This window comes from Nocardia sp. NPDC003482, assembly GCF_053588115.1.
In genome coordinates this window covers 270,982-285,652 of record NZ_JBSFPI010000006.1, presented here as the reverse complement: position 1 = coordinate 285,652, position 14,671 = coordinate 270,982, and the positions used below count along the sequence as shown (strand labels likewise).

Annotated in this window: 18 protein-coding genes; 8 read left to right on the top strand and 10 right to left on the bottom strand. The window is 71.2% G+C overall.

Annotation, left to right across the window (positions count from 1 at the left end; all coding sequences use genetic code 11):
• The first annotated feature begins 76 nt into the window (after positions 1 to 76).
• Entirely contained in the window at positions 77 to 1,699 is a 1,623-nt protein-coding gene (locus ACWDSJ_RS12175; protein ID WP_450031493.1) for a RecQ family ATP-dependent DNA helicase, read from the top strand.
• Here ACWDSJ_RS12175 and ACWDSJ_RS12170 read toward each other — a convergent pair whose 3' ends face one another.
• From ACWDSJ_RS12170 to ACWDSJ_RS12145, 6 genes are all read right to left on the bottom strand, one after another.
• Positions 1,700 to 2,071 carry a DUF5313 family protein gene (locus tag ACWDSJ_RS12170; RefSeq protein ID WP_450031491.1) on the bottom strand — a complete coding sequence of 124 codons (372 nt, stop codon included), beginning with the start codon at positions 2,069 to 2,071 and terminating at the stop codon, positions 1,700 to 1,702.
• Positions 2,071 to 2,526, bottom strand: coding sequence for a MarR family winged helix-turn-helix transcriptional regulator (locus tag ACWDSJ_RS12165; protein ID WP_387360621.1), 456 nt, complete (start codon positions 2,524 to 2,526; stop codon positions 2,071 to 2,073). The genes ACWDSJ_RS12170 and ACWDSJ_RS12165 overlap by 1 nt, the downstream gene beginning before the upstream one ends.
• Before the next feature lie 74 nt (positions 2,527 to 2,600).
• Complete coding sequence (locus ACWDSJ_RS12160; RefSeq protein WP_387360619.1) at positions 2,601 to 3,476, bottom strand: 1-acyl-sn-glycerol-3-phosphate acyltransferase; 876 nt, start codon at positions 3,474 to 3,476, stop codon at positions 2,601 to 2,603.
• A gap of 67 nt (positions 3,477 to 3,543) precedes the next feature.
• Positions 3,544 to 3,699 carry a hypothetical protein gene (locus tag ACWDSJ_RS12155; RefSeq protein WP_450031488.1) on the bottom strand — a complete coding sequence of 52 codons (156 nt, stop codon included), beginning with the start codon at positions 3,697 to 3,699 and terminating at the stop codon, positions 3,544 to 3,546.
• Positions 3,700 to 3,900: 201 nt separating this feature from the next.
• The gene (locus ACWDSJ_RS12150) at positions 3,901 to 5,040 is read right to left on the bottom strand and encodes an alpha/beta hydrolase family protein (RefSeq protein ID WP_450031486.1); all 1,140 of its coding nucleotides are present in this window, start codon (positions 5,038 to 5,040) and stop codon (positions 3,901 to 3,903) included.
• 365 nt (positions 5,041 to 5,405) lie between these two features.
• Positions 5,406 to 6,347: an LLM class flavin-dependent oxidoreductase gene (locus ACWDSJ_RS12145; RefSeq protein ID WP_450031484.1), complete on the bottom strand. Its 942-nt coding sequence runs from the start codon at positions 6,345 to 6,347 to the stop codon at positions 5,406 to 5,408.
• A gap of 114 nt (positions 6,348 to 6,461) precedes the next feature.
• Here ACWDSJ_RS12145 and ACWDSJ_RS12140 point away from each other — a divergent pair, with 114 nt between their 5' ends.
• Positions 6,462 to 7,049 carry an NUDIX domain-containing protein gene (locus ACWDSJ_RS12140; protein ID WP_450031482.1) on the top strand — a complete coding sequence of 196 codons (588 nt, stop codon included), beginning with the start codon at positions 6,462 to 6,464 and terminating at the stop codon, positions 7,047 to 7,049.
• On the opposite strand, the gene ACWDSJ_RS12135 is transcribed toward ACWDSJ_RS12140, so the two are convergent.
• Complete coding sequence (locus ACWDSJ_RS12135; protein WP_450031480.1) at positions 7,012 to 7,908, bottom strand: LysR family transcriptional regulator; 897 nt, start codon at positions 7,906 to 7,908, stop codon at positions 7,012 to 7,014. The two genes, ACWDSJ_RS12140 and ACWDSJ_RS12135, sit on opposite strands and share 38 nt — an antisense overlap.
• A gap of 61 nt (positions 7,909 to 7,969) precedes the next feature.
• Here ACWDSJ_RS12135 and ACWDSJ_RS12130 point away from each other — a divergent pair, with 61 nt between their 5' ends.
• Positions 7,970 to 8,581: a flavodoxin family protein gene (locus tag ACWDSJ_RS12130; protein ID WP_450031478.1), complete on the top strand. Its 612-nt coding sequence runs from the start codon at positions 7,970 to 7,972 to the stop codon at positions 8,579 to 8,581.
• Here the strand turns inward: ACWDSJ_RS12130 and ACWDSJ_RS12125 are convergent.
• A complete protein-coding gene (locus ACWDSJ_RS12125) occupies positions 8,547 to 9,197 on the bottom strand; it encodes a hypothetical protein (RefSeq protein ID WP_450031476.1) in 651 nt (216 codons plus the stop codon). The two genes, ACWDSJ_RS12130 and ACWDSJ_RS12125, sit on opposite strands and share 35 nt — an antisense overlap.
• Before the next feature lie 231 nt (positions 9,198 to 9,428).
• Here ACWDSJ_RS12125 and ACWDSJ_RS12120 point away from each other — a divergent pair, with 231 nt between their 5' ends.
• Both ACWDSJ_RS12120 and ACWDSJ_RS12115 read left to right on the top strand, forming a co-directional pair.
• Positions 9,429 to 9,959, top strand: a complete 531-nt coding sequence (locus tag ACWDSJ_RS12120) for a hemerythrin domain-containing protein (protein ID WP_450031474.1) — start codon at positions 9,429 to 9,431, stop codon at positions 9,957 to 9,959.
• 59 nt (positions 9,960 to 10,018) lie between these two features.
• Positions 10,019 to 10,210 (top strand): hypothetical protein, encoded by a 192-nt coding sequence (locus tag ACWDSJ_RS12115; RefSeq protein WP_387360603.1) that lies wholly within the window; start codon positions 10,019 to 10,021, stop codon positions 10,208 to 10,210.
• Here the strand turns inward: ACWDSJ_RS12115 and ACWDSJ_RS12110 are convergent.
• A complete protein-coding gene (locus tag ACWDSJ_RS12110) occupies positions 10,199 to 10,543 on the bottom strand; it encodes a histone-like nucleoid-structuring protein Lsr2 (RefSeq protein ID WP_450031472.1) in 345 nt (114 codons plus the stop codon). The two genes, ACWDSJ_RS12115 and ACWDSJ_RS12110, sit on opposite strands and share 12 nt — an antisense overlap.
• A 153-nt stretch (positions 10,544 to 10,696) precedes the next feature.
• On the opposite strand from ACWDSJ_RS12110, the gene ACWDSJ_RS12105 reads away from it, so the two are divergent.
• The 3 genes from ACWDSJ_RS12105 to ACWDSJ_RS12095 all read left to right on the top strand — a co-directional run bounded on the left by ACWDSJ_RS12105 (position 10,697) and on the right by ACWDSJ_RS12095 (position 12,951).
• On the top strand, positions 10,697 to 11,620 hold the full coding sequence (locus tag ACWDSJ_RS12105; protein WP_450031470.1) for a TIGR04222 domain-containing membrane protein: 924 nt from the start codon (positions 10,697 to 10,699) through the stop codon (positions 11,618 to 11,620).
• A gap of 96 nt (positions 11,621 to 11,716) precedes the next feature.
• Complete coding sequence (locus tag ACWDSJ_RS12100) at positions 11,717 to 12,574, top strand: DUF692 domain-containing protein (RefSeq protein WP_450031468.1); 858 nt, start codon at positions 11,717 to 11,719, stop codon at positions 12,572 to 12,574.
• Entirely contained in the window at positions 12,571 to 12,951 is a 381-nt protein-coding gene (locus tag ACWDSJ_RS12095; protein WP_450031466.1) for a hypothetical protein, read from the top strand. Before ACWDSJ_RS12100 ends, ACWDSJ_RS12095 begins: the two co-directional genes overlap by 4 nt.
• A 6-nt stretch (positions 12,952 to 12,957) precedes the next feature.
• Here the strand turns inward: ACWDSJ_RS12095 and ACWDSJ_RS12090 are convergent, their stop codons facing one another.
• Positions 12,958 to 14,619: a thiolase C-terminal domain-containing protein gene (locus ACWDSJ_RS12090; protein ID WP_450031464.1), complete on the bottom strand. Its 1,662-nt coding sequence runs from the start codon at positions 14,617 to 14,619 to the stop codon at positions 12,958 to 12,960.
• Between the last annotated feature and the right edge of the window lie 52 nt (positions 14,620 to 14,671).

Below are 14,671 nucleotides of genomic sequence, written 5' to 3'. Positions count from 1 at the left end.
TCGCTCGTCCTGGCCGTACCCCGCGGACAAGACCACTACGCGGTTTCGACCGCGATCCAGCGGGCACGCCGAGCCCGTGCCTCGAGATCTCGGCGCCGAACTGCGGCGCGTCGCCCGCGAGACGTTCGGCTGGGACGAACTGCGCGACGATCAACTGACCGCCATGACCGCCGTGGCGCAGCGCCGCGACACGGTCGTGGTGATGCCCACGGGCGCGGGGAAATCCGCCGTGTACCAGGTGCCCGCGCTGCTGCTGGACGGGCCGACGCTGGTGGTGTCGCCGCTGACGGCGTTGCAGCGCGACCAGGTCGGGCAGATCGCCGACAGCGACGCCCCGACCGCGGTGGCGGTGAACTCGACCCTGTCCCGTACCGCCGAGCGCGAGGCGTGGGACACCGTGCGCGACGGGACCGCCGAATACCTGTTCCTCGCCCCGGAACAACTCGCCAAACCCGAGGTCGTGGCCGAGCTCGAGCGGATGCGGCCGAGCCTGTTCGTGGTGGACGAGGCGCACTGCGTCTCGGCCTGGGGACACGATTTCCGGCCCGACTACCTCCGCCTCGGTGACACCATCGAACGCCTCGGCCATCCCCCGGTGCTGGCGCTCACCGCGACCGCGGGCGGACCGGTCCGCGACGACATCGTCGACCATCTGCGCCTGCGGGACCCGGTGCAGGTGGTGTCCGGCTTCGACCGGCCCAACCTGTTCCTGGCCGTGCACCGCGCGATCGAGGAGGACGACAAGCGCGACGCCGTGCACGCCGCGGTCGACCGCTTCCCCGAGCCCGGACTGGTCTACGCCGCCACCCGCGCCGACACCGAAACCCTTGCGGCCGAACTGGTTCGGCGCGGTGTGCGGGCGGCGGCCTATCACGCGGGGATGCGCGCGGCCGAACGCGACCGGGTGCACGACGACTTCCTCTCCGACCGGATATCCGTGGTCGTGGCGACGTCGGCGTTCGGCATGGGCATCGACAAACCCGATGTGCGCTTCGTCGTGCACGCCTCGGTCCCGGATTCGCTGGACTCCTACTATCAGCAGATCGGCCGCGCCGGACGCGACGGCGAGCGCGCCGACGCGCTGCTGTGCTACCGCCCCGAGGATCTCGGCGTGCAGACCTTCCTCACCGCCCGCCGCCTCGACACCGATACCGTCGCCGAGGTCGCCGCGGCCCTGCGCGACCACGACGGCAGCACCGCCGAGGAGCTGGAAACCGAACTGGGACACTCCCATCGGCGCGTCACCACCGCCCTGAACCTCCTCGAGCAGACCCGCCTGGCCCACGCCGACCGGCACGGCCGCTTCCACTACCGCGGCGACGACCCGGCCCACGCGGCCGACCTCGTGCGCGAAACGGCCGAGCGCCGTGACCGACTCGACCGCACCCGCCTGCACGTGCTGCGCGAGTACGCCGAAACCCGTTCCTGCCGAAGGCAATTGCTGCTCGGCTACTTCGGCGAGACCCTGCCCGGCCCGTGCGGCTTCTGCGACACCTGCGTCGCGGGCACCGCCCGGGACCACGAACCGGCCGACGACACCTACGCCCCCGGCACGGCCGTCCGGCACGAGGAGTGGGGCCCCGGCGAGGTCGTGCACGTCGAGAACGACCGTGTCACAGTGCTTTTCGAGTCGGCGGGCTATCGCACGCTGTCGCTGCCGACGGTGCGTCGGGAGGGGCTGCTGGCCCCGGAGGGGTGATCACCCCCGGCCGTGCCGCGACTCGTACGCCTCCCGTTCCGCGGCCGCGCGGCGACGGTCGCGGATGTCGGCGAGTTCGGGATCGAGGCCGTGCTGGAGCAGGCGGTGACGACGGTAGACGTACATCAGCGCGACGGTGAAGAAGATCAGCGGAATGTACAGCAGCGCCATCATCGACAGCCCGATCCACACCGGGCCGGGGACCAGCAGGAACAGGCACAGCACCGGAACGACCGGGATCAGGAAGCGCAGCAGGTAGCGCCGTGCGGCGCCGGGGCCGGTCAGGTCCTCGAGCACCCACTCGCGCAGGTTCGGTGGCAGTGTCCCGCCGAGGGCGTAGCGGACGCGCTGTATCGGATTCGGTCGGTCCATCAGTTCTCCCTGCCGGTGGCCGCCCGCCGGGCCGCCTCGTTGACGCGGGTCAGCACCTCGCGCAGTTCCTCCAGATCGGCCAGGCTCACCCCGAGCCGTTCCACCACCGCGGGCGGGATGCGTTCGGCCCGCGCGCGCAACGCCCGGCCGTCGGCGGTGAGGTCGATCAGCAATGTCCGTTCGTCGTGTTCGTGCCGCCGTCGGGTGATCAGCCCCGCCGCCTCGAGCCGTTTGAGCAGGGGCGAGAGCGTGGGCGAATCCAGTTGGATCGCTTCGGCGATGGCCTTCACCGACATCGGCGCCTCGCCCCACAGCGCGAGCATCACCAGATACTGCGGATGGGTCAGCCCCAGCGGTTCCAGCAACGGTCGGTACACGGCGAGCACGGATCGATTGGCGACCGCGAGCGCGAAACACACCTGTCGGTCCAGCCGCAAGGGGTCCTCGATCTGCATACCGCAGAGCTTAACGCGGCAACAGTTCGTGTGCGAACGATTAGGGCGTTAGCTGTCTCACGCACCTTCGGACCTCACCCGAGGATGGGCAGATCCGCCTCGTCGGCGAGCCGCGTCAGCGTGCCCTGCATGAGCTCGGTGACGCGGTCGTACGCCTCGTCGAAATCCGGGTCGGGCCCGAGTTCGGCGCGCAGGTCGATGGGGTCGAGGAATTCGATGGTGACCTTGGCGGGCAGCGGGAGGTGGCCCGCGAGATCGCTGATGTTCAGGCCCCACGGGGCGGCCAGGGAGATCGGGAAGACCTTGAGGCGCAGCATCCGGTCCAAGCGCAGCAGGCGGGCGATCCACTCGCCGCGGGTGAGGATCAGATGATTCTGGTGCGCACCGTAATTCACCATCGGCACGATCGGCACCTTCTCCTCCCAGGCCAGGCGCAGGAATCCGGTGCGGCCCGCGAAGTCGATGCGGTCGCCCTCCCAGGCGGGCCGGTGCACCTCCCAGTCCCCGCCGGGATACACCAGCACGACCGCTCCGGAACGCAGTGCGGCACGGGCGTTCTCGGGGTCGGCGGCCATCGTGCCCCACTTGCCGAGGATCGAACCGAGCACGGGGACGAGCATCACCAGATTGTGGGCGAGCTGATAGAACGGCCGCTCGGGCCCGAAGTGCCGGGCGAAGGCGACGGTGGTCACCAGCACCTCCGGGGAGGTGTTGCCGCCGGAGTGGTTGCCCACGATCAGCACCGGCCCCTCCGCCGGAATGCGGTGCAGCCCACGGATTTCCGGCCGGAAGTACAGGCGCAGCAGCTGCCAGTTGGGTTCGGTCATGCGGGCGATGTAGGCGGGGTCGCGGTTGCGCATATCCGCCTCGGGCACCCGCCGTCGCACCTGGTCGCCGACCCATTCGACGACCGTCTCGAGCGGTGCGGAGGAAATCGGTAGCAGTCTCATCAGGCGGCCCTCGGGTTCTCGGCGAAAATCTGCCGGGAGTGATACCCGTCACCCGGCCGCCTACACCTCAGGCGTCGAACGGCTCCACCGCGCACGACTCCACCCGGCAGGTCCGCACGCTGATCCCGTTGCGCCGCAACCGATCCGCGCGCAGGCCCGCCGGATACCCCGACCCGCGATACCGACTCCCGCGCCGCCGCCACCGACGGAAAACGTTCTTCACCGCAATTCACCTCGAGAACTGAACGACCTGCACCGGAACCGCCCGCGCCCGGAACGGCTCCGGTACCGATACGTCGTCGGGGAACGGCGCTGGTGTTACAGGGTGGCCGCGGCTCTCACCGGGAACGACGGCGCGGCGGTTCGGTTCGGGCGCACGGCCTTCCCGGCGATCACGACGGCGTGTGGGCGACGGCCCCGAGGCTCAGCGCAGGTGGGCGTCGAGGAAGGCGAGAGCGTCCGGGAGGGACGCGAGGAACGCGCCGCTGTGGTCGGCGCCCGGGTAGCTCTCGACGGTGACGCCGATGCCCGGGTTGGCGGCGCGCAGGGCGGCGGCGTAGGCGTCGGTGCCGGTGGGCGGGACGTCGATGTCTGCGGTGCCGTAGCCGAGGAGGATGTCGGCGGGGAGATCGTGGTCGCGGTAGCCGGTGAGGGCGGCGATATCGGCGTCGAAGGTGGGGGTGGGGTGATCGGGGTCGGCGACCAGATCGGCGGGGCGGCGACCCGCGGCGCGGGCGACCAGATCCGAAAGGCATTGCGTGGCAGCGGCTTCCACGTAGTCGCGGCCGAAGTCCGACAGGTAGGGCGTGACGCGCTCGGGGGCCAGCTCGCGCAGCGCGGCCAGGAAGTAGGCGGCGTAGCCGACCTGGTTCTGTGCGCCGGTGGAACCGCGGCGGAACATGGCGCGCAGGCTGTGCGGCGGGTCGGTGCGCAGCCCGGTCGCGACCACCGCGCGCAGACCCGTCGCCGCGCCGCCGCCGCTCTCGGCGTACCGCCCGGCCGCGCTCATCGCCGCGTGCGCCCCCTCGGACTGACCCACGATCGCCCACGACCGCGAGAGCGGTACGGGCACGGTGCGGAGCGCCGCGACCGCGTCGAGGATCGACGCCCCCTCGACCGCACTGTTGTAGTAGCTGAACTGCCCCTCGGTCCCCAGCCCCTGATAGTCCGGCGCCAGCACCGCGTACCCCCTGTCGAGCACCCGATTCAGATAGGCGCTGTTCCGCTCGCTCTGCGGCCGCCGCGACGGCGCACACCCGTCCCCGATCCCCACGGTCCCGTGCGCCCACACCACCACCGGCCACCCACCCACCGGCGGCACCCCGTGCGGCAGATACAACGCCCCCGACCCCCGCGCCGCCCGCCCCCACTGATCCGTTGTCCCATACCCGATTTCGATCCCCGCCGCAGCCGCCGCAAACCCCCACCGCGGATCCAACACCCCCACCCCACTCAACCGAGCCTCCCCCGGCCCCTCCCCCACCGCCGCAGGCACGGCACCCCCCACCCACAAACCCACCGCGACCACCACGGCCGCCATCCGACGACGCGACACAACGGGCATGGGGCTCAACGTACCGTCCCGCTCCGGCCGACGTGGGGAGGCACGGCAGAGAAGAGGGTCACGCCGCTGGAGATGGGTGGCCCGGGGCGCGGCACGGAACACGGTCCCGCTCGAGGGGTAGCCCGGAAGCGCAACACGGGACACGGTCACGCCGCTCGAGGGGTAGCCCCGCGGCGAGACACGGACACAGTCACGCCCTTCGAGGGTGGTCCCGGGGCGCGGCACGGGAGACGGTCACGCCCTCGAGGAGGTGGCTCCAGGGCACGACACGGAGACGGTTACGCAGCTGGCGGGCGGTGGCTCCGGGCGCGGCACGGGCCACCGTCACGCCGATCGATCGGCGGTCGCGTAGCCGTCGGTGCCCGCTACGCGAGGGTCGTGGGGTCTATACCGGCGGCCTCCAGGGTCGGGGCGATCAATTCCGTTGCGGCCCAATGGGCTACGTGTGGTGGGTAGGGGCTCGGTAGGTTCAGGACGATGTGGGTGAAACCGGCGGCGACCAGCTCGGCCAAGGTGGCGCGGATGCGGGCGGGGTCGTCGTAGGAGATGACCGTTTGTACCGAGCGGGTGATCTCGCGCGGGTCGCGGCCGCGGGCCGCGCAGTGGGCGTCGAGGGATTCGTTGTGGCGGCGGAGGGTTTCGATCGAGGTGAGTGGCGGGCCGATGACGTTCCAGATGTCGGCGTGTTCGGCGACTATCGCCAGGGTGGCGCGGCCGGAGCCGGCGATGAGCAGGGGTGGGTGCGGGTGTTGGACGGGTTTGGGGTTGCAGCGGGCGCCGCGCAGGCGGTGGTGGACGCCGTCGAAGTCGAAGACGTCCTCGGTCCACAGCCGCCGGATGATCTCGCAGGATTCGGTGAAGTCGGCGACCGCTTCGGCCCACGGCCGCAACGGGATTCCGTACGCCTCGTACTCGGGGACGACCATCTCGCCATAGCGCGGATCGCTGCCGGGCAGCCCGCCGATGCCGATGCCGACATCGAGGCGGCCGCCCGAGATCACGTCGACCGTGGCGGCGATCTTGGCCAGGACCGCGGGGCGCCGAATCCGATTGTTGGTCACCAGCAGTCCCAACCGCAGCCGCCGCGTCTGCGCCGCCAGCGCGGCCAACAGCGTCCACCCCTCGTGCACCGGATCGTCCAGACCCGCGTCCGGACCGACCCGCGGCAGCAGATGATCGTAGAGCCACGCGTGCTCGATCTCGGGAATCTCGTCCGCCTCCCGCCACACCCGCACGATCTCGTCATAACCCACCCCCGCCGGAGTGGTCTTGATCCCGAAGCTCGGCCGCACCGATTTCTCGCTCATGCCCCGACCGTAGGATCTGGAGCGCCCTCCAGGTCAAGACGGTGGAGGCCCCGGTCCAAGGCCGGAGCGCCCTCCAGGTCAAGACGTGTCGGTACCTCCCTCTAAGGTCCCCCCATGGACCGCGCCACCACGGCCGTCGCCGATCTCGTTCGCGCCATCCCACCGCTGGACGACCTCGAACGCGACCACCTCGCCCGCACCCGTACCTGGCTCGCCGAGACCGACGACATCTTCCGCCGCGTCCCCCCGGCCACCCCCAGCCTGCACCTCGTCTCCTACATCGCCCTCGTCGACCCCGAGAGCCACGCCATCTACCTTGGCGCACACCGCAAATCGGGCCTGCGTCTTCCGATGGGCGGCCACGTCGAACCCGGCGAGCATCCGCGCACGACCGCGCGGCGCGAGGCGGAGGAGGAGCTCGGCATCGCCGCCGAATTCACCGTCCTCGGCGACGCCCCAGTCTTCCTCAGCGTGAGCAACACCGTCGGCTCCGACCCGCACGTCGACGTCTCCCTCTGGTACGTCGTCCGCGGCGACCGCACCCGCGAATACCCCCTCGCCCCAGCCGAATTCGACGGCGGCGAATGGTGGGACATCGACACCCGCGCCCTCCCGCCGACCGACCCCCACCTGCCCCGCTTCCTCACCAAACTCGCCGCGGCCCTCACTCCGGGTCACAGCTCCGCACACAACACCGAATGAACTCCCCCACAACCGGATTCGTCTCGGTCGACCCCGGCCACGCCACCGCCACCCGGCTCGGCCCGATGCCGCGCACCGGCCGGTAGACGATCCCGGGCCGCGGGTAGTACCGGGCGGACGACTCGGGGGTGAAGCTGATGCCGAACCCATTGGCGATGGCCGTCAGCCATTCATCGGTATTGCGGGCGACCGCGCCGACCACGGCCGTATGCGAGGGCCGTTCGTCGGCGCCGATCCAGAAGTCGCGCCACCGGCCGTTGTCGGGCGGGGCCGCGACGAAGGGCTCACCCCACAGCTCGTCGAATTCGATGTCGTCCCGCCCGGCGAGCCGATGGGATTCGGGCAGCGCGACCCAGCGCGGCTCGGTGAACAGCTCCCGAATCCGGTAGTCCTCCTGCCCGGGAAACGGCAACCGCACCAGGGCGACGTCGACCGCGCCCGCGTCGAGCCCGGCACTCGGATCGGTCCAGCCGAACTGGCGCATATCCACCCGCCACCCCGGCTCCACCGCGCCGAAGGCGGCCACGATGCGCGGGGTGAATTCGTTTGCGGCACTGGCCACGAACCCCACCCGCAGCACGCACGCGGCCCGGCTCGCACTGCCCTTGGTGGCCCGCAACGCGCGATCCCAGCCCGCCAGCAGCGCGGGCGCCTGCTCGGCCAGCACCGCCCCCGGCTCGGTGAGCGTCATGCCGTCGCGCGAGCGCACGAACAGCTCCACCTCGAGCAGCCGTTCCAGCTGCCGGATCTGCTTGGTCAGCGCGGGCTGGGACAGGTAGAGCCGCCGCGCGGCCCGGGTCAGGTGACCCTCCCGCGCGACCGCCACGAACGATCGCAGCAGCCGCGTATCGATATCCATTCCCCGAGGTTATGAACGCCGGTATTGGACCGCACCGCCGACCCGCCGCCAGGCTGGTCCCGTGCGCAACGACACCCTCCCCACCCCTCGCCTCGCCGTCGCCTACCACTCCGGCTACGGACACACCGCCGTCCTCGCCGAGGCCGTCGCCGCGGGCGCCCGCGACGGCGACGCCACCGCCCAACTCGTGACCGTCGACCGGATCACCCCCGACGGCTGGGCCGTGCTCGACGCCGCCGACGCCATCGTCTTCGGCAGCCCGACCTATATGGGCGACGTCTCGGCCGCCTTCAAGACCTTCGCCGAGGCCACCTCGTCGCGCTGTGTGCGAGGCGCCTGGCGGGACAAGGTGGCCGCCGGATTCACCAACTCCGGCGGCATGAGCGGCGACAAGCTGCACGCGCTGATGTCACTGGCCGTGCTGGCCGCCCAGCACCATATGCATTGGGTGAACCTGGGTTTGGTCGCGGGCTGGAACAGCAGCACCGCCAGCCGCGACGACCTCAACCGGCTCGGCTTCTTCCTCGGCGCGGGCGCGCAGACCGACACCGATCTCCCGCCCGCGGGCGTTCTCGGCTCCGATCGCGCGACCTGCCGTCACCTCGGCCACCGGGTGGCCGGGGTGACGGCACGGCTGATCAGTTGTACACCGCTCCGAACGACGGCACGCTGATCGTCCCCAATTGGTATTGGTAGCCATCGGGATTGGCGTCGCTGACCGGAACCGGCCACCGATGCCACAGCGAGCCGTACACCGCCGCCACGATCATGCCCGCGCCCGGATCGAGCGCACGGGTGCGGATGGTCGTGTCGACCGGCACGTCGTTGTGCTCGACGAGATCCTCGGTTCCGCTGCGGCCATTGGACAGATTGATCCACACCACCTGAAGGCGCGCGCCCGCCTGGTTCGGCGCGATGGTGCCCGGACCGCCGAAGAAGCCGAACCGGAAACCGTCGTAGCCCAAGGCGATTCCCGAGCCGTACACCCCGGGCCCGTCGCCGCGGCCGATATCGGACTGGGCCGGGATCTGGAACGGCTGCGCGGGCAACGCGACCGGGGCCGCGGCGGGCACCGCGCCCGCCGCCACCAGCCGATCGATGGCCTGGAGCGCGGCCGTGTCGCCCGCGGCCGCCGCGCGCAGCCGCTGCACGGCCTGCTGCCAATCCACCTGCACCGCACCGGGCGCCGGGGCCTCGGCGCTCACCTGCGCGGCGCCGCCGACGGTCAACGCCGCGACGGCCATCAGCCCCGCGACCGCGCGAGCCGGACGCACACTCGAATGACGCATGACGAACTCCTCCCGTTGACACACTGCTGAACCGACTACCCCACCGAGGGACGAAAATGCCGACCGCCCCGGTCATGTCCCCAGACCATAGCCGCACCCACCGACAAACTGTGGGACCGCGCCAACGCCAAGCCGCATTGACCGATTTCTGCCGCCCGGAACGATTGCGAGGCGGCCGGGCAGGGTAACCGACGAGCAAGCTGGGCCGTCAATGGGAAAGGGGTGGTCGATGTGACCCGGGCCGCCGCGTACGCCGCGGATCTGCTCGTTCGGCAGCATCGACGGATCGAGGGACTGCTCGGCGAGGTGAAGTCGGGCAGTGCGCGCGAGACCTCGTTCGCCGAGCTGGTCCGCCTGATGGCCGCGCACGAGAGCGTCGAGGAATCGCTCGTGCACCCGGCCGTCGACCGGTGCGGCGCCGCGGGCGCGGGCACCCGGGTGCACGAGGAGCGGGAGCTGCTCGCCACCTTGTCCGAACTCTACGAGCTGGGCGTCGACCACGTCGAATTCCCCGGTCGCTTCGGCGAATTCGCCGATCGGGTGGCGATGCACATGGCCACCGAGGAGGTTCGGGAGCTGCCGATCTTCCGGCACGCGGCCTCCACGCTCGACGCCCGCCGGATCGCCGCCGCCATCGAACTCGTCGAGACGTTCGTGCCGCAGCGCGAGCCCGTGGAGGGCGAAACCGCGGTCGTCGCACCGCCGTTGCCGCTGTTCACCCGCCTGTGCGATGCGGTGGACGCCGGATTGGGCCGGAGCTGAGCACATTTCGGGCAAACCGATAACGGTTTGATAAAGAGGCGGGCGGGTACCCCACGGGTATGACAGTCCCCGACCTCCGGATCCCGAAAGTTCGGCCGGTGGACCGGGGCACGATGATTCTCGCCGCAGGACTGTGCGTGATCTTCGGCCTCGGGCTGCTCGCCCTGACCCGATCGATGCCGCTCACGCTGGGCTGTGTCGCGCTGCTGGCCACCGGTGTGCTGGTCACCTCGCGGGCACTACCCAGCTGAATACTCCGGCCGCACACCGGCCTTCGCGTAGGCGGCCACCACCTCGGCCTGGATGCGGCCGCGATCGGACACGTGATAGCCATTGCGGCGCGCCCAGGCGCGAATGGCGGCGGTCTGTTCGGGGACCGCGACCGGTGCGGCCGGGCGGGCGGCGCGGCCCGTCCTGCGGCCGTGTCCGGTCCACGCCTCGAACTCCGCGCGCAACCGGCCCGCGTTGAGCACCGACAGATCGATCTCGTACTCGACGCCGTCGAGGGCGAACGACACCGTCTCCTCGGCCGTGGACTCACCGTCGAAATCGTCGACGAGTTCCACAACGACCTTGCGCGCCATGCGGTTTCCCTTCCGAGTCGTGGGCCGAGGCCGAAACGTGCGGTAACCGTAGCATCACCGTTCGGGTTCGGGCGTGCCGGTGCGGTAGCGCTCGGGCGGCGGTTGCGTCGATACTGATCGCGTTGTGTTCCGGCTATTCCGAGGTGGAGTGCCATGCGTGATCGGGTCACTCCCGTCGATTTCCTGTCCGCGGACACCTGGGGCGTCTCGGGGCCGGACTTCCTGCGGTTGTATCTGCTGGTCGCGGTCGTCGCCCTGCTCACCGGCGTCGTGCTGCGGACCCGGTTGACCCGCGCGCACCGCGGGCCGGTCGACATCGCGCTGAATCCGGTGGAGACCGCGATGCTGTTCGACGATCGGCGAGCGGTGCTGGCCGGGCTCGCCGAACTGCGCGGCGGGCAGATGATCGACTCGGCGGGCAACCCCTACCGGCCGCCGAATCCGTCCGCGGACCCGTTCGTGCGGTCGCTCTACGATCGGCTCGCCGCGGGCGGCCGGCGCGATGTGAGCAGCCTGCTGGCGGCGTCGACCGTGCCGCTGGCGCAGTTGCGGGCGCGGCTGGTCGATCGGGGACTGCTGGCGGGTCCCGCCTTGCGGCGCGATCTGATGGTGGCCGGACTGCCGGGCGCGGTGATCTTCGGGCTGGGCGTGATTCGGGTGATCGCCGGGCTGGCCGGTCGGCATTCGGTGGGGTTCCTGGTGGTCCTCGTGATCATCGTCGCGATCTGCAACGGTCTCATCATCCGCCCGGTGCGCCTCACGCCGTTCGGCAAGGCCGCTCTGGCCGAAACCACCAGGCGCAACACGCATTTGCGGCCGTCCAACGCCCCCGCCTTCGCCACCTACGGCCCGACGAGCGCCGCCATGGCCGCCGCCCTGTTCGGCGCGGCCGCCATCTGGTCCCTGGACCCCGCCCTCGCGGCCGCCACCGGCACCCTCGCCCCCAGCGCGGGCGGCGGCGGTTCCTCGGGCGACAGCTGTTCCAGCGGCAGCGACAGCAGCAGCTGCGGCAGTAGCAGCAGCTGCGGAAGCAGTTGCGGCGGCGGGGGTTGCGGGGGCGGCGGTTGCGGTGGGTGACAGCGGCGTACCGCCCGTCCCGCGCGGATTCGGCCGTGGGCGGGCGTCTTTCGGAGAGCGTGGCCGCCGAACGTCCCGGGAACCGGCGGTAGTCCGGTGAACGGCCCGTTGCCGCCGCACGCACTCGGCATCGGCTGGCGGCGCGAGATCTGCGGCGTCATAGCGGAACTGACCGGGCTCGGATTCTGTGAGGTGATCGTGGAGTCCCTGCCGCCGCGACGCCGGTGGGGCCGGACGACCGTCACCCCGCCCGCGGAGTTGACCGCCTTGGCCGCACGCGGCACAGCCGTTGTGCCGCACGGGGTTTCGCTGTCGCTGGGCGGAGCGCAGGAGGTGGACCCGCGGCGGGTCGAACACCTGGCGGCCGCCGCCCGCGCACTGAGCGCACCGCTGGTGAGCGAGCACATCGCGTTCGTGCGCGCGGGCGGCCTGGAGGCCGGTCACCTGTTACCGGTGCCGCGCACTCGTGAGGCGCTGGATGCGTTGGCGCGCAACATCTCTCGCACGACCGCCGACCTCGACGTCCCCCTCGCGGTGGAGAACATCGCGGCCCTGTTCGACTGGCCCACGGCCGAGTACACCGAGGCCGAGTTCCTCCAGGAGCTGGTCGAACGAACCGGCGTCCACCTGCTCATCGATATCGCCAACGTCTACGCCAACGCCCGCAACCGCGGCCTCGACCCGCTCACCGAACTGTGCCGCCTGCCCGCCGAACGCATCGCCTACTGCCACGTCGCGGGCGGGCACGAATCCGGCGGCCGCTACCACGACACCCACGCCGACCCCGTCCCGGCCGAAGTCCTCGCGCTGGTCACCGAATTCACCGCCCGCCACCCCGTTCCCCTCATGCTCGAACGCGACGACAACTACCCACCCGCCCCCGAGCTCCGCGCCGAACTCGACGCCCTCGCCGCGGCCGCGAACCGCCCCTCCCTCACCACGGCCGCGCCATGACCGAGCCCACGTCCGTCCCGCGCGAAACGCGACCTCGCCGCGCGGCCGGAAACACGGATGGTCCCAGGACCGAATCCCTCGCCGACCAGCAGGCGGCCCTCGTCCGCGCCCTGGTCGCGGGCGGCCCGATCCCCGCGGGCTTCGACGCCGACGCCGTGACCGCGACCGCCCACGCCCTGCTGCACAAGCGGTCCCGCGAGATCGCGCACCGCTACCCGCTGCTCGCGCACGCGTGCGGACCCGCGTTCACCGCCGAATTCCTCGCCTGGGCCCGCACCCGCCCCAAGACCACCACCGCCGCCGACGCGGCCGCCTTCGCCGAGCATCGGGGCCTGCCCGCGCCGAAACCGCCGCGCCGCAGGCTCTTTCGCCACTGAGCGCGATCACCGATCCGCCCGGAACAACAACACCCCGCTCGGCGTGAGCCCCCCGCTGCTGGCCACCGCGACGCGCGCGTCCGGAATCTGCCGGGCCTCGGCCTGCCCGCGCAGTTGCAGGACGGCCTCGCGGATCAGGCCCATGCCGTGGGTGCGGCCGTGGGAGAGCTGGCCGCCGTGGGTGTTGAGCGGGAGCACACCGTCACGGGCGATGTTCTTGCCCTGGGCAAGAAAGTCTTTCGCCTCGCCGATGCCGCAGAAGCCGAGCGCCTCGATCCAGGACAGACAGTTGAAGGTGAACCCGTCGTATAGTTCGGCCACGTCGACATCCTCGGGCCGCAGATCGGTGCGGGTCCACAGGTGGGCGGCCTGGCCGAGGACCTGGGGTTCGTGGGTGAGGGTGCTCTGATCCCATTCGACGCGTTCGAGGATCTGGGTGCCGACCGCCTCGACCAGAACCGGCGGCTGCGCCAGATCGTGGGCGGTCTCGCGCGCGGACACGATCACCGCGATCGAACCGTCGCAGGGCACGTCGCAGTCGTAGAGCCCGAACGGCGTGGTGATGGGCCGCGCGCTCAGATAGTCGTCCATCGTGAGCGGATCGCGGTAGATGGCCGTCGGATCGAGCGCGGCGTTGGCGCGCTGATTGAGCGCGATCCACCCGAGCGTCTCGCGGTCGGTGCCGTAACGATGGAAGTGCCGTTGCGCGTTCTGCGCGAGCGTGTGCGCGGCCGAGGTCGCCCCGAACGGGGCCAGCCAGCCGTCGGTGCGCGGCCCCGGCGACGCGAGACGGCCCGTGCGAATCAGTTCCGCGTAGGTGGCCTCCCACAGCGTCCGGAAACACAGGACGTGCCGGGCCAGCCCGCCCGCGACCGCGAGCATGGCCGCGATCACCGAACCCCCGGGCCCGAAGGTGTCGCCGCCGCCGTTGTACCAGGTCGGCCGGATACCCAGCGCCGCCTCCAGCGCGCCGACCCCGCCCTCCCCGAACGGCCCGACCGCGCCCGCCCCGGGATAGGTCGACAACCCGTCGATGTCCTCGAGCCGCAACCCGGCGTCGGCCACCGCCGCCTCGCACGCCCGCACGGTCAGCGCGAGCGGATTCACCATCAGCCGACGACCCAACGGCGACATGCCGACCCCGGTGATCGCGACCTTGTCCTCGAACTTCTCCGACGACACCATGGGCCGCACGAACCGGCGCATCTCCCCCGGGTCGATCTCGTCCACCGGCAACGCGGCGGGCGGCCCGGATTCGGCGGCGGGCCGGAACAACGGCAACCACACCGCGTCGCCGACCCGCTCGAATTCGACCGCCATCCGCATCCCGAGCGCGAGCGTCTCCGGCTCGCAACCGATCGCGTTGGTGGTCAACCGAACCCGCGGATCGTCCTCGAGCGCGACCTGCGCCACCACATACGGCGCGGGCAGTCCGGGCAGCGCGAACCGGTGGTTGACGGTGAAGCCGATGAGCGTGGCGTATCCGGAGACCGCGCGCACACCGAGGTTCCGGCCGCGGCAGTACCGGCACACCGGCTGCGGCGGATGGATCAGCGCCGAACAGGTCAGGCACTCCTGAATCCGCAAGCGCCCGTCCGCGCCCGAGGTCCAGAAGAACTCGTTCTCCGGGGTGACCGTCGGCGCCGGGCGTCCGTTCGTGGTGGCCACATGTTCTCCTCAGCATTATAGTTCGTCATACTGTATTCAGTTCGGTGTATCG